16 protein-coding genes and 1 pseudogene are annotated in these 19,196 nt (G+C 61.5%); 13 read left to right on the forward strand and 4 right to left on the reverse strand.

Going from position 1 to position 19,196, the window contains the following annotated elements; translation table 11 throughout:
• Positions 1-220: pseudogene (locus tag J0909_RS02785) on the reverse strand (RHS repeat domain-containing protein); the annotation flags it as partial.
• 274 nt (positions 221-494) lie between these two features.
• Positions 495-776: an AICE-type RepA C-terminal domain-containing protein gene (locus tag J0909_RS18620; protein ID WP_502757425.1), complete on the reverse strand. Its 282-nt coding sequence runs from the start codon at positions 774-776 to the stop codon at positions 495-497.
• A 103-nt stretch (positions 777-879) separates the two neighbouring features.
• Here J0909_RS18620 and J0909_RS02790 point away from each other — a divergent pair, with 103 nt between their 5' ends.
• On the forward strand, positions 880-1,818 hold the full coding sequence (locus J0909_RS02790; protein ID WP_207260307.1) for an alpha/beta fold hydrolase: 939 nt from the start codon (positions 880-882) through the stop codon (positions 1,816-1,818).
• Positions 1,819-2,110: 292 nt separating this feature from the next.
• Here J0909_RS02790 and J0909_RS02795 read toward each other — a convergent pair whose 3' ends face one another.
• Positions 2,111-2,845, reverse strand: a complete 735-nt coding sequence (locus tag J0909_RS02795; RefSeq protein ID WP_207260595.1) for a substrate-binding periplasmic protein — start codon at positions 2,843-2,845, stop codon at positions 2,111-2,113.
• Positions 2,846-3,115: 270 nt separating this feature from the next.
• Here J0909_RS02795 and J0909_RS02800 point away from each other — a divergent pair, with 270 nt between their 5' ends.
• From J0909_RS02800 to aguB, 12 genes are all read left to right on the forward strand, one after another.
• Positions 3,116-4,852 carry a sigma 54-interacting transcriptional regulator gene (locus J0909_RS02800; protein ID WP_207260309.1) on the forward strand — a complete coding sequence of 579 codons (1,737 nt, stop codon included), beginning with the start codon at positions 3,116-3,118 and terminating at the stop codon, positions 4,850-4,852.
• 388 nt (positions 4,853-5,240) lie between these two features.
• Positions 5,241-6,542 carry a 4-aminobutyrate--2-oxoglutarate transaminase gene (gene gabT / locus J0909_RS02805; protein ID WP_207260311.1) on the forward strand — a complete coding sequence of 434 codons (1,302 nt, stop codon included), beginning with the start codon at positions 5,241-5,243 and terminating at the stop codon, positions 6,540-6,542.
• A gap of 5 nt (positions 6,543-6,547) precedes the next feature.
• Complete coding sequence (locus J0909_RS02810) at positions 6,548-8,320, forward strand: aldehyde ferredoxin oxidoreductase family protein (RefSeq protein WP_207260312.1); 1,773 nt, start codon at positions 6,548-6,550, stop codon at positions 8,318-8,320.
• Positions 8,321-8,330: 10 nt separating this feature from the next.
• On the forward strand, positions 8,331-9,353 hold the full coding sequence (locus J0909_RS02815) for an ABC transporter ATP-binding protein (protein ID WP_207260313.1): 1,023 nt from the start codon (positions 8,331-8,333) through the stop codon (positions 9,351-9,353).
• On the forward strand, positions 9,346-10,266 hold the full coding sequence (locus J0909_RS02820; protein ID WP_207260314.1) for an ABC transporter permease: 921 nt from the start codon (positions 9,346-9,348) through the stop codon (positions 10,264-10,266). The genes J0909_RS02815 and J0909_RS02820 overlap by 8 nt, the downstream gene beginning before the upstream one ends.
• Position 10,267: 1 nt before the next feature.
• Complete coding sequence (locus J0909_RS02825) at positions 10,268-11,089, forward strand: ABC transporter permease (RefSeq protein ID WP_207260315.1); 822 nt, start codon at positions 10,268-10,270, stop codon at positions 11,087-11,089.
• A complete protein-coding gene (locus J0909_RS02830; protein WP_207260316.1) occupies positions 11,082-12,122 on the forward strand; it encodes a polyamine ABC transporter substrate-binding protein in 1,041 nt (346 codons plus the stop codon). The genes J0909_RS02825 and J0909_RS02830 overlap by 8 nt, the downstream gene beginning before the upstream one ends.
• A 50-nt stretch (positions 12,123-12,172) precedes the next feature.
• Entirely contained in the window at positions 12,173-13,726 is a 1,554-nt protein-coding gene (locus J0909_RS02835) for an amidohydrolase (protein WP_207260318.1), read from the forward strand.
• Between the two features lie 58 nt (positions 13,727-13,784).
• On the forward strand, positions 13,785-15,140 hold the full coding sequence (locus J0909_RS02840) for a putrescine aminotransferase (protein ID WP_207260319.1): 1,356 nt from the start codon (positions 13,785-13,787) through the stop codon (positions 15,138-15,140).
• 11 nt (positions 15,141-15,151) lie between these two features.
• A complete protein-coding gene (locus J0909_RS02845; RefSeq protein ID WP_207260320.1) occupies positions 15,152-16,594 on the forward strand; it encodes an aminobutyraldehyde dehydrogenase in 1,443 nt (480 codons plus the stop codon).
• A gap of 52 nt (positions 16,595-16,646) precedes the next feature.
• The gene (locus J0909_RS02850) at positions 16,647-17,717 is read left to right on the forward strand and encodes an agmatine deiminase family protein (protein ID WP_207260321.1); all 1,071 of its coding nucleotides are present in this window, start codon (positions 16,647-16,649) and stop codon (positions 17,715-17,717) included.
• Between the two features lie 9 nt (positions 17,718-17,726).
• On the forward strand, positions 17,727-18,608 hold the full coding sequence (gene aguB, locus J0909_RS02855; RefSeq protein ID WP_207260322.1) for an N-carbamoylputrescine amidase: 882 nt from the start codon (positions 17,727-17,729) through the stop codon (positions 18,606-18,608).
• A gap of 125 nt (positions 18,609-18,733) precedes the next feature.
• On the opposite strand, the gene J0909_RS02860 is transcribed toward aguB, so the two are convergent.
• Positions 18,734-19,081: a thioredoxin family protein gene (locus J0909_RS02860; protein WP_207260325.1), complete on the reverse strand. Its 348-nt coding sequence runs from the start codon at positions 19,079-19,081 to the stop codon at positions 18,734-18,736.
• Positions 19,082-19,196: the final 115 nt, after the last annotated feature.

Genomic DNA, 19,196 nt, shown 5'->3' on the forward strand with positions numbered 1-19,196 from the left:
TGGCCGGACCCCACGGTGGCGGGGAAATAGTCCCGCTGGCGAGGCCTTCCCGGTCGTACCAGCACTGGCAGATGAGCCGGTTGTCCAGATGCGCCTCGAAGAGCCTCCCGGCCTTGTCGTAGGCATACTTCCAAACGCTGGGCCGACCGGCCACGGTTTCGGTTTTCTCCGCGATTCGACCGCTTGGGTCATGCTTCAGCCTCATTTCAAATACGCTCATAGGATCTCCTCCAGGCCACTGAGCTGACAGCCCTGTCTTTGTTTGCGGAGAGCGTATCACGGTTTTTTCGGCCAAAATGAGCGAAACACGGCGTTGTCGTTCCACAACGACTTCATGTCGGCAAAATGCAGACAGCCGTCGCCCAAAAACAGCCTTGGTTCGATCGATTGTGCTTGACAGTATTTTCGAACATATCTTCATCCGCCCCAACCGCCCGACCTGCAGCAGAAAAGAGGGCCGCCAAGGGAGTACCCCTGGCGGCCATGATTTCGATCTATTCGAAGAGCTCGCCGACGCTCATGCCCACATAGGCATTTACAGCAGACTCGGCCTGTTCGTTCGTCATGGTTATGGTGCGGCTCCCCCCACTCTGACGGTTGACGTCTATGCCGAACTTGCGGAGGAAAGCCTGGACTCGCGTCAGATTCTTACCAAATGAAGCCGCAGTCTTCGGCCAGACATTAAGCCAAGCCACCCGTTCGCCAACGACATCTTCCAACACTTGAAAGAACGCGGAAGGAGTCCCTTCCCAAGCTTCTTTTCTTGACCGGATAATTCGGCAGAGATATCAATACATCTTGATTTACTCATTTAGATGCTTCCGCAATGGCAGCACCAAAACATTTCACCCGGGCTTCAGTCTGGATAAAGAGGTTGAAATGAAAAAATTTTTGGGTGGCAAATTACTAGTTGCTGCTTTCCTTTTATTGGCAACATACAGCCTTGCTCTGGCCGCACCGACATCGTTTCAACAAGTGCCGCCGCTAAAAAGAATCGACGTAGGACCCGTCCAATTGGCCACATGCGTCATTCCGGGTAAAGGAGTACCTATCCTGTTCATCCACGGTTCTTGGGATGATCACAATGGTTGGCTACCCGTTGCCCGGACTTTGCGGCAAGAAGTGGACAATCCGATGGTTCTGTATGATCGGCGCGGGCATAGCGCCAGCACGAATGTCGCAGGACAGGGGCATATTTCCGATGACGTTGCGGACGCCGTAGAACTGATTCAAAAGCTACATCTTGGAGCGGTTCACGTTGTCGGCCATTCGTATGGTTCGAACGTCGCCATTGAACTGGTCAACAACCATCCGGAATTAGCCGCAAGCCTGTTTTTGTACGAGCCTCCGGCGTTTGGCATTCTGAAACATAAACCGCAATACACTAGCGTTCTTAAAGAAATGAAGACATCCATGCTTGAGGCAAAAGCGTTGTTGGAAAAAGGAGACATTGAGGAAGGAACAAAAGCCTTTGTCGAAAATGTCGCTTTTGGCAAAAACAGCTGGGAAAACCTTTTCGACGAGCGCGCACGGTCTTGCATGATAGCCAATGCCGACACATGGCTCGACCAATCCCGCGACAAGGAACGCCTTTCCATTCCTGTTGAAAAGCTCCGGGACTTCAAAAAACCGATGACACTCGTGTCCGGCGATGCGTCTTTGCCGGTCTATCAAGCTATTGCTGTGGAAATGCAAAAGAGCATCCCGGCCTTGCAAGTACGCCATTGCAAAGGAGCTGGCCACGGAGGTCCGGTTTCGGACCCGCAACAGGTGGCGGATTTCCTGAAAGCCCATCTTGCGCGAGTAGCCGGACAATAGTTCCACGCATAAAAAGCATTGCCGTACAAATAATGCGCGGCAACAACCATACGACAAAAAAAGGATTCAAAACACGCTCGCTACGCGGCTGATGTTTTGAATCCTTTTTCCAATCATATCAACATTAAGCCAGGGTTTGTCAACAAAATAACTACGCGTCATACTCGTCTCAGTGAAGGCGGTTATGAAACACCTGTACTGTCTTCGCGATGAAGAATTTGGCCGGATTGAGAACCTGATTGAGCAGGGAATGGAGAAGAAGATCGACCGCATACAATAAGGGGCCGAAAAACTACCTGAAATTCCGATCCATGATATCCTTGTAAACGCCGTTTTGCTTGAGGGAGTCGAGGGCATTTTGCCATCGCCGGATAACTTCGTCGGGGACATCCAGCGAGAAAGCCAACCAGGCGGCGGAATCCCCGAACTTGCAATCCGTGCGCTCGAAGTCCGCCGGATTGAGACCGGCCTGCCTGACCATATAGTAATAGGTGCGTTCGCCCATGAGCACGAGATCCACGCGGTCCTCGGCCAACTTGCGGAAACTGGACTCGTAGCTCGGGCCGATGTCGAGATTGGTAAATCCCGCGGCCGCCAGGGCCTGGTGGGTATAGCCGTCCTTACGCACGCCGATACGCAGGACCGCGCGGGCGTCGTCCAGGTTCTCGATCCTGAGGGGCGCGCCCCTGTGCTTGAAGAAGTAATCCCCCTCGCCGAAAATAGGCCCGACCCATTTGAAGAGCCTTTCCCTTTCCGGGATGCGAACGATGGCGAATAATGCCTGCCGGGGCAGCTTCTGCGTCTGCTCATAGCCGCGTAACCACGGCGTCTCCTGCAACGGACTGCTGTCGCCGACAATCCGCTGAATTTCCAGGACCACCTCGGGAGCAACGCCCCATACCCTGCCCTGGTCAGCGTAGACCAATGGAGGGTAGACTATGGCCTGCATGGCGAACTCGCCGCCAAAAACAGCCGTCGGCAGAAACAGCGTCAAGAGCACCATCAGACATATGCCCAGCACGATCATTCTCTGCACGTACTCTCCCACGTTGATAAAAAATAGATGGTCATCATATACTAGGCGTTAGGCACTGTCCATTATTGACTGAAAGAGCTTGGCTATTCCGCAAGCTCCCGTCCCTGCACGACCGAACGCTCCGTCCAGCATTCAATATTTTCTTGAAAATCAAATATATCAAGCCGAAACGGATGCGACTTTTTGATGACTTCACGCACGGAATGGGATAAATCCAAAAACGATTCATTATTGCATCAGCGACCGGCAGGAGCGTGACGCATGCCCAATACCCATCCCGTGGACATTCCCTTCCATTCCATCCTGAACCACCTGGACATCTCGGCGCTGGCCGCGGACTCCACCGGGCTCATCGCCTACGCCACGCCGAAAGCGGAACGGATCTTCGGATTCGAACCGGGCCGGATGCATGGACTGCCTCTGTCCGAAGTCCTGTCCGACGCCTTCATCAACGACGAGACGGACATGGACGAAAACGAAAACGAGAAGAAGGCCGCGCGCCTGACGCTGCCCGACGGCTCCATGAATTCGGTGTCGCACAGCCCCATTGTCTCGAACGGCGCGACCGTGGGCAGCCTGCTGACCTTTCACCCCGACCCGAGCCCGGAGCAGGTCGAGCGGACGCGGACCTACCGCACCCTTGCAGAACACATGGAGGCGGTCTTCAACGCGTCCAGCGACGGCATCTGGCTGACCGACGGGCGCGGCGTGGTCTTGAGCATCAACGCCGCCTCGGAGAGCCTCAACTCCATTTCGGCGGACGAGGTCGTCGGCAAGCCCGTGGCCGACCTTGTGGAAAACGGGGTCATCGACAGGTCCGCCACTATGGAGGTCATCCGCAAGCGACGGCGCGTCTCGGTCCTGCAGCAGGTCACCCGCACCGGCCGGCAACTCATCGTCACCGGCACGCCGACCTTTGACGGCGACGGCAACATCCGCATGGTGGTCCTGAACGAGCGGGACATCACCGATCTGAACGAGCTGCGCACCACCCTGGCCCAGACGCGCAAGGCCAAGGAAAAGGCCGAAGCCGAGTTGACCGGCATGTCGCTCATGGAATTGAAGAAAAGCCACGTGGTGGCCGAAAGCCCAGCCATGCGAAAAGCCATGGCCACGGCCCAGAAGTTGGCCCAGTTCGAGACCTCGGAGATCCTGCTCATGGGCGACTCCGGCACGGGCAAGGGACTGCTGGCCAAGTTCATCCACGACACCAGCCCACGGCGCGGCAAACCGTTCATCCAGGTCAACTGCGCCACCCTGCCCGAAACCCTGTTCGAGGCCGAATTGTTCGGTTACGAGAAGGGAGCCTTTACCGGGGCCTCCGAACAAGGCAAGTCCGGGCTGTTCGAACTGGCCTCGGGCGGCACCTTCTTTCTGGACGAGGTTGGCGAAATCCCGCTGGACATGCAGGCCAAGCTGCTCAACTGCCTGGACGACCACATGTATTACCCGCTGGGTGCGAGCAAACCCAAACGCATGAACTGCATCATTATCGCCGCCACCAACCGCGACCTGGAAACCCAGGTCCGCAAGCAGGCCTTCCGACGCGACCTGCTCTACCGGTTGAACACATTCACCGTGCGCATCCCCCCGCTGAGAAAACGGCCGGAAGACGTTTTCGAGTTGATCAATCACTACCTGCGGCAATTCAACGCCGCCTTCCGGACCGCCAAACGCATCGGCCCCGCAGGCATGAAGCTGCTCCAGTCCCATCCGTTTCCGGGCAACGTCCGCGAACTCATCGGCATCATCAAGAAGGCCGTGGTCATCTGCGAGGATGACCTGCTCGACGATTACCTGCGGGATATCTTCGAGCAAACCGAAGACGCCGTGTTGGAAAACGGCACCCTGCCCGAGGAAGTAGCCCGGCTGGAGCGCCGCATGCTCCGCCAGGCCATGGAGGCATGTTCCAACACTCGCGAAATGGCCGGATTCCTGGGTGTCAGCCAGCCCACCGTGGTGCGCAAAATGCATCGCTACAAGCTGAACAATCACTGATTCATAATTGAATCAACGCCCCTTCACAAAACACCACTTTCTTCATTATTGTCAATATCTTCACAATTTGTGTGGAGATAACTGCTGTGTATGCCTTTTTTGCAATTCAACGAGCAGCTTCCGCCCCGCTATGGCAGAATCGAATAGTGACAAAAACAAAATTGTTAATTTTGTGCATGATTTGATTATGAATCAAAACTTTATGTATTGATTTCAGCCTATTATGCAAATGATCTGATTCTATATTGCATCAGAGAGGGCGCGCGAGTCTTTTCCATTTTATATCTAACCACATGAAATAATAAAATTATTACAACTAGGACCAGCCTTTGCTTTAAGAGAGACGGTTTTCGACTTCAACTCTTACAATACTACATGGTGGATCATCATGACGAATGAAGAACTGCAACGAAGAAGAGAGAAGGCCGTCCCCAGAGGGGTGTCCAATGCCGGGCCCATTTTCGCCGCGAGCGCCAAGGGCGCGACCGTCACCGATGTGGAAGGTCGGGAGTACGTCGATTTCGCCGGTGGTATCGGCGTCAACAACGTGGGCCATTGCCATCCCAAAGTGGTCGAGGCCGTGCGCGAACAGGCGGGCAAACTGCTGCACTCCTGCTACCATGTCTTCCAATATGAAGGATACGTGGCTCTGGCCGAAAGACTCAACGCCCTGACCCCGGGAGACCACGCCAAAAAGACCGTGCTGGTCAACTCCGGCGCGGAAGCCGTGGAAAACGCGGTCAAGATCGCCCGCCGCGCCACCGGCCGCCCGGCCATCGTGGCCTCGGCCTCGGGCTTCCACGGCCGCACCCTGCTGACCGCGACCCTGACCGCCAAGGTCATGCCCTACAAGGCCGGGTTCGGCCCCTATGCCCCCGAAGTCTACCACATCCCCTACGCCTACTGTTACCGCTGTCCCGTGGGCCGCGCCTACCCCGGCTGCAACATGGAGTGCGCCGAGCTGCTGAAAAAGAGCTTCGTGGACATGGCCTTCCCCGAAAGCGTGGCCGCCGTGTTGCTGGAGCCCGTGGCGGGCGAAGGCGGCTTTGTGGTGCCGCCCAAGGAATATTTCCCACGCATCAAGGAAATTTGCGACGAATTCGGCATCCTGTTGATCATCGACGAAGTCCAGTCCGGCATCTGCCGTACCGGGACCCTGTTCGCCATCGAGCAGTGGGATGTCATGCCCGACCTGCTGACCTCGGCCAAGTCCCTGGGCGGCGGCACGGTCCTGTCCGCCTGCACCGGCCGCGCCGAGATCATGGACGCGCCCCAGGTGGGCGGCCTGGGCGGGACCTACGGCGGCAACCCGGTAAGCTGCGCCGCGGGCCTGGCTGTGCTCGACGTGGTCGAAAGTGAAAATCTGGTCGAAAAATCCCGGAATCTCGGGACCAAGGTGCGCACCGCCTTCGATGACCTGGCGAAAACGTACGACTGCATCGGCGATGTGCGCGGCCTGGGCTCCATGCTGGCCATGGAGCTGGTTCACGACCGGGCCACCAAGACCCCGGCCCCGGACATCGCCAAGGCGCTGGTGGCCAAATGCCGCGAAAACGGCCTGATCATCCTGTCCTGCGGCCACGGCGGCAACGTCATCCGCACGCTCATGCCGCTGGTCATCAACGACGCCGAACTGGAAAAGGGATTGTCCATCCTGGAAACGGCCTTCGCCGAAGTGGCCAAGGGGTAACGGCGGTGAAAGGACTGCACGGGCGCATACTCTTCATCGACGTCTCCAAGCGGGCGTTCGCCATCGAACCGCTCCGGGACGCGGGCCTGCCCCTGCCCGGGGGCAAAGGCCTGGGCACGCGCCTGCTGCTGGAGCACAACCCGGTCGGAGTGGCCCCGCTCTCCCCGGACAACCGGTTCATCGTCGCCACGGGCCCGTGCTGCGGCACGGGCGTCTGGGGCGCCAGCCGCTACGGCGTCTTCTCCAAGTCGCCCCAGACCGGCTTCTACGCGGAATCCTACTCCGGGGGCAAAACCCCGGAGGCCATCGACCGGGCCGGTTTCGACGCCATCGTCGTGACCGGCGCGGCCGACACGCTGACCGTCCTGGCCATCCATCCGGACGGTTGCGATTTTCACGAAACCCCGGAGCTCAAAGGGCTCGAAACCTACGCCACCGAGGACGCCCTGCTCGAACGGTACGCCCCCCAAGGGGCGGGATTCGGCAGGCCAGGGGCCATGGTCATCGGCCCGGCGGGCGAAAACCTGGTGGCCTTCTCGGTCATTGAGAACGACTACTGGCGCAGCGCGGGCCGTTGCGGCCTGGGCGCGGTGCTCGGCTCCAAGAGGATCAAGGGCCTGGTCTTCGCCGGGGACCGCAAACGCGAAACGGCCGACCCCGAGGGGCTTAAGGTGTTCAACAGGGAATTCAGGAACGCCAACGGCGATTCTCCGGCGGTCAGGGCCTACCGGGCGCGGGGCACCACGCAGATGGTCGCCCTGATGAATACCGTGGGGGCCTTCCCCAGCCGGTACTGGTCCGCCGGGACCTGCGACCACTGGGAGCGCATCAGCGGAGACGCCTTCCACGAGCAGCACGAGGTCACGCCGCACGCCTGCCTGAAGTGCTTCATGGCCTGCGGGCGCAAGGCGCGCATCGCTCACGGACCGCACAAGGGACTGACCATCGAAGGGCCGGAATACGAAACCATCTACGCCTTCGGCGGGTTGTGCATGGTCCGCAACATCGACGAAATCGCCCACCTGAACGATTTGTGCGACCGTCTCGGCCTGGACACCATCTCGGCGGGCAACGTCTGCGGCCTGATCGCCGAGGCGTCCAGCCAGGGCCGCCTGGACGCTCCCCTGACCTATGGCGACGCGGCGACCATCGCCGCCCTGCTGGAGCAGATCGCGGGCCGCGAAGGACTGGGCGACGTGCTGGCCGACGGCATCGTCAAGGGCGCGGAGCGACTCGGCCTGTCTGACATGGCCGTGCACGTCAAGGGACTTGAGCCCGCCGGATACGACCCCCGGGTGCTCAAAGGCATGGGGCTGACCTACGGGACCTCGCCGCGCGGGGCCTGCCACCTGCGGACCACCTTCTACAAGGCGGAGCTATCCGGGATGATCCCGTCCGATGCCGTGGAGGGCAAGGCCGACCTGCTCATGGATTTCGAGGACCGGCTGATCGTGTTCGACTGCCTGATCCTGTGCCGCTTCTACCGCGACATGTACGACTGGGCCGCCCTGGTCCGGTTGCTCGCCCTGGTCACCGGGGTTTCCTGGGACGGATCAGCCCTGCGCCGGGCCGCGGCCCGCGTAGTGGACGACACCCGACGGTTCAACGTCCGCGAGGGGCTGACCCCGGACGACGACCGCCTGCCCAGAAAACTCCATGAGGCCCTGCCCACCGGGCAGGTCATAACCCGAGAGGAGTACGCGCTCCTTCTCAATGAATACTATCGCCTGCGCGGTTGGGACGAATCGGGAATCCCGCCCGAACCGACCGCCCAATAAGGGGAAAGATATGACTCTTGAAGCATATGCCGTCCATAAAAGCTACGGCGACGTCCAGGCCCTCAGAAACGTCGATTTGACCGTCCAGAAGGGCGAACTGTTCACCCTGCTCGGCCCGTCCGGCTGCGGCAAGACCACCCTGCTGCGGATCATCGCGGGCCTGGAGCAGGCGGATTCGGGCTCGATCTTCCTCAACGGGCTGCCCATCACCCAGAAGCCCGCCAACGAACGCCCGGTGAATACGGTCTTCCAGTCCTACGCCCTGTTCCCGCACATGACCAACGCCGACAACGTGGCCTTCGGCCTGCGCTCCCAGAAGATCCCGGAGACCGACATCCGGCCCAGGGTGAACAAGATTCTCGAAATGCTCGAACTGATGAATTTCAAGGACCGCTATCCGGATCAGTTGTCCGGCGGCCAGCGGCAACGCGTGGCCATGGCCCGCGCCCTGGTCTGCGAGCCCGAGCTGCTCCTGCTGGACGAACCCATGTCCGCCCTGGACGCCAAACTGCGCACCCAGTTGCAAATCCAGCTCCGACGGCTCCAGCAACAATTGAACAAGACCTTCATCCTGGTCACCCACGACCAGGACGAGGCCCTGACCGTGTCCGACCGCATCGCGGTCATGAAGGACGGCGAGGTGTTGCAGCACGGTTCGCCCCGGCAGATATACGATCATCCCAACTGCCGGTTCGTGGCCGAGTTCATCGGCACGGCCAACATCCTCGACGCCGAACGGCGCAACGACCAGATCATTACCCACGCGGGCAAACTCGTCCTGCCCTCGCCACCCCAATGGAAGCGTGGGGCCCTGGTCATCCGGCCCGAGGGCATCGTCATGCGCGACCGGGAGCCCGAGACCAATGGCGTCCTGGCCACGGTTACGGAGACCTTCTACCGAGGCAATTTCCTGGACATCACCTTGGAACCGGCCGGACTGCGCATGCGTTGCGCACCGCACAAAAAACTCCAGGCGGGCGACCAAATCTGGGTTGAACTGCTCAAGGACGCATTGGTGGCCATCAATGACTAGCGAAAAGAACACCGACACGCGTATCTGGTTCGGCGAGCTGACCTCGAGCAGGGCGCTCAGGCGGCGGGGGCTGCTCCACGTCTCGCCCGGCCTGTTCTGGATCCTCATCTTCCTGACCGTGCCCGCCCTGGCGCTCATCGCCCTTTCCTTCGCCACGCGCGGCGGCTACGGCGAAATCGAATGGATCTTCACCTTCGAGAACTTCACCCGGCTGGCGGGTTACGGCATGTTCGGCTGGAGCCCGGACTATCTGATCATCCTGGCCCGCTCCCTGTGGGTGGCCTTCGTGACCACGACGGTGTGCACCGCCCTGGCTTTCCCCCTGGCCTTCTTCATCGCGGGCAAGCCCAAGACCACCCGTTACGTCTGGCTGACCCTGGTGATCATCCCCTTCTGGACCAACCTGGTCATCCGCACCTACGCCTGGCAACTGGTTCTCTCCCCGGACCTGCCCATCGCCCGGTTCGCGGCCGCACTCAGGCTGATTCCGGCGGGCAGCCCGCTCTATCCCTCCGAATTCGCCGTGTACCTGGGCATGATCTCCGCCTTCCTCCCCTTCGTGGTCCTGCCGCTCTACTCCAGCGTGGAAAAGCTCGACTGGTCCCTGGTGGAGGCGGCCCACGACCTCTACTCCAACAAGCGCCGCGTGTTCATGCAGGCCATCCTGCCCCAAACCCTGCCCGGCTTGTCCGTGGGGGCCATCCTGACCTTCGTCCCGGCCATGGGCATGTTCCTCATCCCGGACTTTCTGGGCGGCGCCAAATACATGCTGGTCGGCAATCTGATCCAGCAGCAATTCGGCAAAAGCCGCGACTGGCCCTTCGGCGCGGCGGTCTCCCTGGCCCTGATGCTCCTGACCATCATCGGCCTGTTCGTCTTCCGCCGCAAAGGCGAGAAAATGGAGGTGATCTAGGATGCAGATCAAACGCAGGCCGCTCCTGATCCCGACCCTGGCCCTGGGCACCCTGGCCTTTCTGTACATCCCGCTCCTGGCCGTGGCCTCGTTCTCGGTGAACAACTCCCGCTTCGGCCTGACCTGGCACGGGTTCACCTGGAAATGGTACCTGGAACTCTTCCGGAACGAGCAGATTCTCGAAGCCGTGGGCAACACCCTCCTCCTGGGGCTGGTCTCGACGGTCATCGCCACGGTGGTGGGCACGGCACTGGCCATCGGCATGAGCCGGTTCCCGTGGTCCAAGAAAACCTCGGCCTTCTTCGAGTTCAACCTCTACATGCCGGTCATCACCCCGGAAATCGTCTTCGCGGGCGCGCTGGTCATAGCCTTCGCCTCCCTGCGCTACTTCTCCTCGGTCTTCGAACCCGGCATGCTGAATATGATCATCGGCCACGTGACCTTCCAGGTGGCCTTCGTGGCCCTGGTGGTCCGCTCTCGCCTGGCCGCCTTCAACAACGAAATCGAGGAGGCCTCGCACGACCTGTACGCCACCAGTTGGTACACCCTGCGCAAGGTTATCCTGCCCATGCTCACCCCGGGCATCGTGTCCGGAGCCATGCTGGCCTTCACCCTGTCGCTGGACGACTTCATCATCAGCTTCTTCACGGCCGGGCCCACCTCGGTGACCCTGCCGCTCTACATATATGCGGAAGTGCATCGCGGCATCACGCCGAAGATCCACGCCCTGTCCACGGTCGGTCTGCTGGTGACCATCCTACTGGTTGTCGCCTCGCAAAAAATATCTAACAGTTTCAATGAAAAGGAGAGAGATGATGCGTAAACTGCTGCTGGCCATGCTAATGGTTCTGGTCATGGTGCCCTCCGCCTTCGCGGCCGAGGAGATGCGTCTGCTCGTCTGGAGCGAATACATGCCCGAGGATTTCCTGACGGATTTCGAGAAGGACACGGGCATCAACGTGCGCGTGGAATATTACGAATCCATGGAGGAGATGGTCGCCAAGCTTCAGGCGGGCGGCAAGAACCAGTATGACGTGGTCGTCCCATCCGACTACATCATCCCGGCCATGATCAAACTGAATCTGCTCAAGGAACTTGATCACGCCAAGTTGCCCAACCTGAAGAACCTCCAGTCGACCTTCATCGACCCGGCCTGGGACAAGGGCAACAAGTACACCGTGGCCTACCAGTGGGGCACCCTGGGCATGATGTACCGCAAGGACAAGCTCAAGGATTTCGACGGCTCCTGGTCGGTCATGTTCGACCCGGCCAAGCGCCAAGGGCCGTTCATCTTCGTCGACTCCATCCGCGAAATGCTCGGCTGCGCCCAGTGCGCCATGGGCATGGACGTCAACACCACGCAGAAGACGGACCTCAAGGCCCTGCTCGACAAGATGCTTGAAGCCAAGAAATCCGACTACTTCGCCGGATTCGACGTAGGCACCGGCGGCCGCTCCAAAGTCGTGGCCGGCACCGCCGTAGCCGCCATCGTATACAACGGCGACGCCCTGCGCGCCGTGGCCGACAACCCGGACACCTGCGCCTTCATCAATCCGAACGAGGGCACCATCGGCTGGGTGGACAACATGTCCATTCCCATCGGCGCCCCGCACCCGGACATGGCCTACGCCTTCATCAACTGGGTGCTGGAGCCCAAGGTCGGCGCCAAGCTGTCCAACTGGACCCAGTACGCCACCCCGAACAAGGCCGCCTACCCCTACATCACCCCCGAGGACTTCAAAAATCCGGCCATCTACCCGGCCGAGTCCTACATGTCCAAAATCCAGTTCATCAAGGACCTGGGCAAAGACAACAAGATGTACGACCAGATCTGGACCATGGTCAAAACCCGTTAATTCTCGAACCCGGCGGCCGGGGTGAAATTCCCCGGCCGCAATACTTTATCATGTTAGACCACTACCTGCTCATCAACGGCAACATCATCACCATGGACGGCCGGAACTCCCGGTTCGAAGCCATGGCCGTGGAAAACGGCCGCATCCTTCGGGTCGGCGCAAACGCCGACATGGCCGACCTCGCCGAGGCGGGCTGGCCCGTCACCGACCTCGCGGGAAAGACCGTCTTGCCCGGTTTCATCGACACCCACCAGCACCTCGGGCTGACCGGCCAGGTTCTGAACGGCCTGGACTTCCAGGGGACCAAAACCCTCGGCGCCGTGTTCGAAAAAGTACGGGAGGCGGCCAGGACCGCCGCGCCCGGCGCCTGGGTCCTCGGCTATACCCTCAACGACTTCGCCCTCGAAGAAAAACGGATGCCCCTGAAGGAGGAACTGGACGCGGTCTGCCCCGACAACCCGGTCATGATCGTGCATTCCTCCTGGCACATGTGCGCCCTGAATTCCTTGGCGCTTACGATTTTAGCCCCGCCCGCCGACCTGTCGGGCGTGGACCGCAAACAAAACGGCGACCCCACCGGCGTGGTCCGCGACCCCGGCGCGCCCGACTTCATCTTCCCGGCCGTGTCCTCGCGCACCCCGGAGGAGGTCAAGCTGAGCAGCTTCCGCAAGGCGTGCGAAGCGGCGCTGAAACAGGGCATCACCACCCTGCACTGTCTGGAAGGGGGCGGCTTCGGCCCGGGCGACACCCGCATCGTCATGGACAATCTCGACAAACTTCCGGTCAATGTGGTCCTCTGGAACCAGGTTATGGACGTGGGCGAGACCGTGGACATGGGACTTGCGCGCATCGGCGGTTGCATCTGCGCCGACGGGGCCATCGACGCCTATACCGCGGCCCTGTTCGAGCCGTACCTGGACCAGCCGGACAATTGTGGAACCCTGAACTACTCCCAGGAGGAGATGGACGCCTTCGTCCTCGCCTCCCACAAGGCCGGTCTCCAGGTGGCCGTGCACTGCGAGACCGACAAGGCCATCGAACAGGTCCTGTCCGCCATGGAAAAGGCCATTGCGGCCTTCCCGCGCGACGACCACCGCCACCGCATCGAGCACTGCGAGATACCCACGGTGGACCAGGTGGAGCGCATGGGCCGGGCGGGCATTCTGGCCGGCATGCAACCGGCGTTCATCCACTACCTGGTGGATATGGAAGACTACGAGAAACGGTTCGGCTGGGACCGACTGCGCTGGATGCACCCCTACCGGACCATGCTCGACAACCACGTCGTCATGACCGGGGGCTCGGACTGCCCGGTCACGCCGCACGGCCCGCTCATCGGCATCCAGACCGCCGTGCTCCACCCCATCGAAGAGGAACGCCTCACGCCGATGGAGGCCATCCGAATGTTCACCATCGACGCCGCCTACAGCGCCTTTGACGAGGCGAACCGGGGCAGCGTCGAACCGGGCAAGATCGCCGACCTGGTGATTCTGAGCGCCGACCCGACAGAGGTGCCCCCGGAGACCATCCGCGAGATCAAGATCGTCAAGACCATCGTGGAGGGCAAACCGGTGGAAGACCCCAGGGACGGGCCCGCCGCCTGACGGCCCGCCATCCCTGTCCGAAATCCCGCAAGCATCACCAGAAACCCGGAGTGGAATCATGACCCGCAACATCGACGAAGCGTTCAAGGAAGCAACTGAATTCATTGACATCATCAAGAAGCCCGTAGGCACCGTCTCTCTGGATGAACGGCGCAAGATAGCCGCCGAGACCGTGGAGAACTTCCGCGACTACATCAACAAAGGCTTCCTGGAATACCGTAAATCCGTGACCGAAGCGGGCGAGTTCGCCGTGACCGAATGGATGGGCCAGGGCTCCATCCTCAAGGATGCCCTGGACCGCGAATTCATCGACATCCTCGGCGGATTCGGCCTGTACAGCTACGGCATCCGCCACCCGAAGATCGTGGAGGCGGTCAAGGCCCAGCTCGACCGTTCCCCCCAGTACTCCCAGGAGATGCTCGACCCCCTCCGGGCCAAGCTCGCCCGTGTCATCGCCAAACTGACCCCCGGCGACATCCAGTACGGCTTCTTCGCCAACTCCGGCACCGAAGCCGTGGAAGGAGCCATGAAGCTGGCCAAGTTCTACACCGGCAAAAAGGGATTCATCTCCATGCTCAAGGGATTCCACGGCAAGACGCTGGGCTCACTGTCGCTCATGGGCAAGACCGACTACCGCGCCCCCCTGCTGCCCCTGCTCGAAGGCATGCGCCACGTGCCCTTCGGCGACGTGGAGGCCGTGGAGCGCGAACTGAAGTACGCGGCCGCCGTGGGTGACGACATCGCCGCCGTGGTGGCCGAGCCCATCCAGGGCGAGGCCGGGGCCATCGTGCCGCCCGACGACTTCTGGCCCGGCCTGCGCGCAGTCTGCGACAAATACGATGTGCTGCTCATCGCCGACGAGGTCCAGACCGGCTTCGGCCGCACCGGCAAGATATTCGGCGTGGACCACTGGGACGTGGCCCCGGACATCATGTGTTTCGGCAAGGCCCTGGGCGGAGGCGTGGTGCCCATGTCCGGATTCTTCTCCACCCCCAAAATCTGGGAGGTCATGGAGCCCAACCCGTTCATGCACACGACCACCACAGGCGGAAACCCCATAGCCTGCGCCTCGGCCCTGGCCGCCATCACGGTCATGCACGAGGAGGACCTGCCCGCCCAGGCCGCCCGAAAAGGCGAATACGTCAAGGGCCGCCTGGCCGAATTGTCCGAAAGATATCCGGGCATCCTCGACAAGGTCACCGGCAAGGGGCTGCTCATCGGCATGCACTTCGTGGACGATGAAATCGGCTACCACGTGGCTTCCGGCCTGTTCGCGCGCGGCGTGATCACCGCCGGAACCCTGACCAACGCGCGATGCATCCGTTTCGAGCCCGCCCTGAACATCCCCATGGATCTGCTTGACGAAGCCCTCAACAGAATGGAAGACGTCTTTAAATCACTGCCCGCCAGTTAAGGAGGATTCCCATGAACGCAAACGAGATCAAACTCTGGATCAACGGCCAATGGACCGACGCCGACGACGGTGCGCGCCTGGAAGTGGAGAATCCCGCAACCGGAGAAATCGTCGCCGTCGTGGCCAAGGCCGGTGAAAAGGACGTGCTCAAAGCCGTGGATGCGGCCAAGACCGCCTTCGAAGACGGCCGCTGGTCCGGCCTGACCCCGGCCCAGCGCTCCAAATGCCTCTGGAAGCTGGCCGACCTGCTGGAGAGCCGCATGGAGGAATTCGCCCGGGTGGAATCCGAAGACACGGGCAAGCCCTATGAATTCCTCAGCCTGGGCGCGGACCTGCCGTTCTGCATCGACAACCTGCGTTTCTTCGCCGCTGCCGCCCGCGACACCGCCGGGCACCATGCGGGCGAGTACGCGCCGGGCTTCACCTCCATCTATCGCCGCGACCCGGTGGGCCCAGTGGGCCAGATCGCCCCGTGGAACTATCCCCTGCTCATGGGCGTATGGAAACTCGGTCCGGCCCTGGCCGCGGGCTGCACCGCCGTGCTCAAGCCTGCCTCCCTGACCCCGCGCACATCCCTCCTGCTCGGCGAACTGACCGCCGAGGCGGGCATTCCCGACGGCGTGGTCAATGTGGTTGCGGGCAGCGTGGGGCACATCCTGACCAGCCATCCGGCCATCCGCATGGTCAGCCTGACCGGCGCCACCGAGACCGGCAAATCGGTCATGAAAAGCGCGGCGGACACGGTCAAGCGCGTGCACCTGGAACTGGGCGGCAAAGCCCCGTGCCTGGTCTTCAACGACGCGGACATCGACCTGGTGGCCGAGAAACTGTCCTTGGCCGCCTTTTGCAACTCCGGCCAGGACTGCACCGCCGCGACCCGCATCATCTGCCACAAATCCATCGAGAAACAGGTCTGCAACGTCATGGCCGAAGCCATGAAGAAGGTCGTGGTCGGCGATCCCTTCGACCCGGCCACCCAGATGGGTTCCATGATCTCCGGCCGACACCTGGAGATGGTCTCCGGCTTCGTGGAGCGCGCCAAGGCCGACGGGGCCACCGTGCTCTGCGGCGGCGAAAAGCTCGACCGGCCCGGACATTTCTACACGCCCACGGTCGTCACCGACGTGCGCCAGGATTCCGAGATCGTCCAGCAGGAAGTCTTCGGCCCGGTCATCACCATCCAGACCTTCGAAGACGAGGCGCAGGCAATCGCCATGGGCAACGACGTGGTCTTCGGTCTGGCCTCCTCGGTCTTCACCAAGGACGCGGCCCGGACCATGCGCGTGGCCAAGGCCCTGGAATTCGGTACCGTCTGGGTCAATGACCACCTGCCCCTGGCCTCCGAGACCCCGCACGGCGGCTTCAAACAGTCCGGTTTCGGCAAGGACCTGTCCGCCGAAGCCGTGGGCGACTATCTGGTGACCAAACACGTGATGATCAACACCGCCGTATAGCGCGGCGCAAAACGAACATTCAACCGCCCGCGCGACGCGGGCAGGAAAGAACATGGCGAACACCCCCGTTACCCCCATCCGCGTTCCGGTCCGCGCTCCGGCCTGCGACGGCCTGTTCATGCCCGGCGAATGGGCCCGGCATGAGGCCACCTGGATGATCTGGCCCTGCAAACCGTCGGCCTGGCCGTTCGGCATGGACAAACCCCGCCTGGCCTACGCCGAGGTGGCCAAGGCGATCAGCCGGTTCGAGCCGGTGTACATGATGTGCCGCCCCGAACTCATGGACCAGGCCCGAGCCCTGTGCGGCCGGACCGTGACCCTGGTGCCCATGGACACCCGCGATTCCTGGGCGCGCGACTCGGCCCCGACCTTCGTCGTCGACGGCAAGGGCGGCGTAGCCGGTGTGGACTGGGTCTTCAACGACTGGGGGCACATCGCCCGGTACGAGGGCAAATACGACGAGCCCATGGCCCAGGCCGTGCTTGAGCACCTGGCCATGCGCCGCTACGCCGCGCCGTGCATCATCGAAGGCGGCGGCATCCATGCCGACGGCGAAGGCACCCTGCTGACCACCGAACAGGTCCAGTTCGACCCCCGACGCAACGCGGGTTTCTCGAAGCGGGACTTCGAGGATCTCTTCGCGGCCTACCTCGGCACGGAAAAGGTCATCTGGCTCGGCGACGGCCTGGAGGATGACGAGACCAACGGGCATGTGGACATCCTGGCCTGCTTCGTCAGGCCCGGCGTGGTCATGGTCCACGACTGCACCGACCCGGACGACGCCAACCACAAGGTTTCGCAGGACGCCATACGACGACTGGAAGCCGCCACGGACGCGCGCGGCCGGTCCTTCGAAATCATCCGCATGCCCCAGCCCGCCCCGCGCCGCAACGGTGACTGGCGCATGGATTTGAGCTACATCAACTTCTACATCACCAACGGCGGCGTCATCATGTCCGCCTTCGACGATCCCATGGACGAAACGGCCTACAAACTGATGTGCGAGGCCTTCCCGGCCCACGAGGTGGTCCAGGTCCCGAGCCTGGACATCTTCGCCGGAGGCGGCGGCATCCACTGCATCACCCAGCAGCAACCCGAGGGCACGCCGTTGCCCGTGTTTTAGGAGCGCACGATGACCAAAACGACATTGGCAGTCACCCAAATGGCCTGCACCAATGACCTCGCGGCCAATGTGGACCGGGCCGAAAACCTGGTCCGCGAGGCGGCCGGACTTGGCGGACAGATCATCCTGTTGCAGGAGCTGTTCGAAGGGCCGTACTTCTGCAAAAAACAGAAATTCGAGTACTTCTCCCTGGCCCACGAGGCGCGTCCCGGCGACCCGCTTCTGGCCCGCTTTTCCGCCCTGGCCAAGGAACTCGGCGTGGTCCTGCCCGTGTCCTTCTTCGAACGCGCAGGCAAGGCGTATTACAACTCCATGGCCATGATGGATGCAGACGGGACCATGCTCGGCCTGTACCGCAAGACCCATATCCCCCAGGGGCCGGGCTATGAGGAAAAATACTACTTCAATCCCGGCGACACCGGCTTCAAAGTCTGGGAAACGGCCTTCGGCAAGGTCGGCGTGGGCATCTGCTGGGACCAGTGGTATCCCGAAGCCGCCCGGTCCATGGCCCTGATGGACGCGGACGTACTGATGTACCCCACGGCCATCGGAAGCGAGCCGACCATGCCCGACTGCGATTCCATGCCGCACTGGCGGCGGACCCAGCAGGGGCACGCGGCCGCCAACATCCTGCCGGTCTGCGCTTCCAACCGCATCGGCACCGAAACCGACGACGAAGTGACCATGACCTTCTACGGCTCGTCGTTCATTACCGACCCCATGGGCGAACTCCTGGCCGACGCCGACCGGACCACCCAGGGCGTAGTCATCGCCGAGGCGGACTTCGACGAGATCCGCAACTTCCGCACCGGCTGGGGCTTCTACCGCGACCGGCGGCCCAGGCACTATCATACCCTCCTGACCCTGGACGGCCACACCCCGGCCGACTAGGGCCGACGTATTGCCCACACAACAAGGGCGCCCGGTCAAGCCGGGCGCCCTTATTCGCTGGGAAATTAACAAATTCGCCACACAGGCGCGCCGCTTGGATCAAACCACGGCGCGGAACGGTCGGATTAGGACCGAACGGTGTCCGCCAGGCCGGACATTGAGACGTCGATGAACTCGTCAAGAGTGGCGTCGTCGGACTCGCCGATGAGCCGATTGACCTCGCGCCCGCCGTGAAACAACAGAAATGTGGGCGTCCCCTTGACCGCGAACCGCTCGGTGGCGGTGTCCAAGTAGTCGCTGTTGTACAGAAAACAGCGGACGTCCTGGCCATGCGTCCGACAGGCCGTCTCCAGCACCCGCAATTGTGCGGGATATCGTTCATTTCGTTTGAGAAAGGCCACCAGCAATGGCGTACCGCCGCTATGCAATTCCAAATCGATGGCCTGTGGTTCGATGGTCTTGATCTTGCGCATCCGTCTGCTCCCCCGCCTGAAGCCGATCCGAAGGTCCGTGTCCAGACTCAGCCCGATACATAACAGGGAGCGCGCCGCGTTGCATTACATCGACGCATTAGTATGATTATAAATC

The organism is Desulfovibrio sp. Huiquan2017, from assembly GCF_017351175.1.
GTDB lineage: Bacteria > Desulfobacterota > Desulfovibrionia > Desulfovibrionales > Desulfovibrionaceae > Pseudodesulfovibrio.

Coding starts and splice junctions, on each gene's coding strand:
- J0909_RS02790 (WP_207260307.1), top strand. CDS start 880: ATGAAAAAATTTTTGGGTGGCAAATTACTAGTTGCTGCTTTCCTTTTA.
- J0909_RS02795 (WP_207260595.1), bottom strand. CDS start 2,845: ATGATCGTGCTGGGCATATGTCTGATGGTGCTCTTGACGCTGTTTCTG.
- J0909_RS02800 (WP_207260309.1), top strand. CDS start 3,116: ATGCCCAATACCCATCCCGTGGACATTCCCTTCCATTCCATCCTGAAC.
- gabT (WP_207260311.1), top strand. CDS start 5,241: ATGACGAATGAAGAACTGCAACGAAGAAGAGAGAAGGCCGTCCCCAGA.
- J0909_RS02815 (WP_207260313.1), top strand. CDS start 8,331: ATGACTCTTGAAGCATATGCCGTCCATAAAAGCTACGGCGACGTCCAG.
- J0909_RS02820 (WP_207260314.1), top strand. CDS start 9,346: ATGACTAGCGAAAAGAACACCGACACGCGTATCTGGTTCGGCGAGCTG.
- J0909_RS02825 (WP_207260315.1), top strand. CDS start 10,268: ATGCAGATCAAACGCAGGCCGCTCCTGATCCCGACCCTGGCCCTGGGC.
- J0909_RS02830 (WP_207260316.1), top strand. CDS start 11,082: ATGCGTAAACTGCTGCTGGCCATGCTAATGGTTCTGGTCATGGTGCCC.
- J0909_RS02835 (WP_207260318.1), top strand. CDS start 12,173: ATGTTAGACCACTACCTGCTCATCAACGGCAACATCATCACCATGGAC.
- J0909_RS02840 (WP_207260319.1), top strand. CDS start 13,785: ATGACCCGCAACATCGACGAAGCGTTCAAGGAAGCAACTGAATTCATT.
- J0909_RS02845 (WP_207260320.1), top strand. CDS start 15,152: ATGAACGCAAACGAGATCAAACTCTGGATCAACGGCCAATGGACCGAC.
- J0909_RS02850 (WP_207260321.1), top strand. CDS start 16,647: ATGGCGAACACCCCCGTTACCCCCATCCGCGTTCCGGTCCGCGCTCCG.
- aguB (WP_207260322.1), top strand. CDS start 17,727: ATGACCAAAACGACATTGGCAGTCACCCAAATGGCCTGCACCAATGAC.
- J0909_RS02860 (WP_207260325.1), bottom strand. CDS start 19,081: ATGCGCAAGATCAAGACCATCGAACCACAGGCCATCGATTTGGAATTG.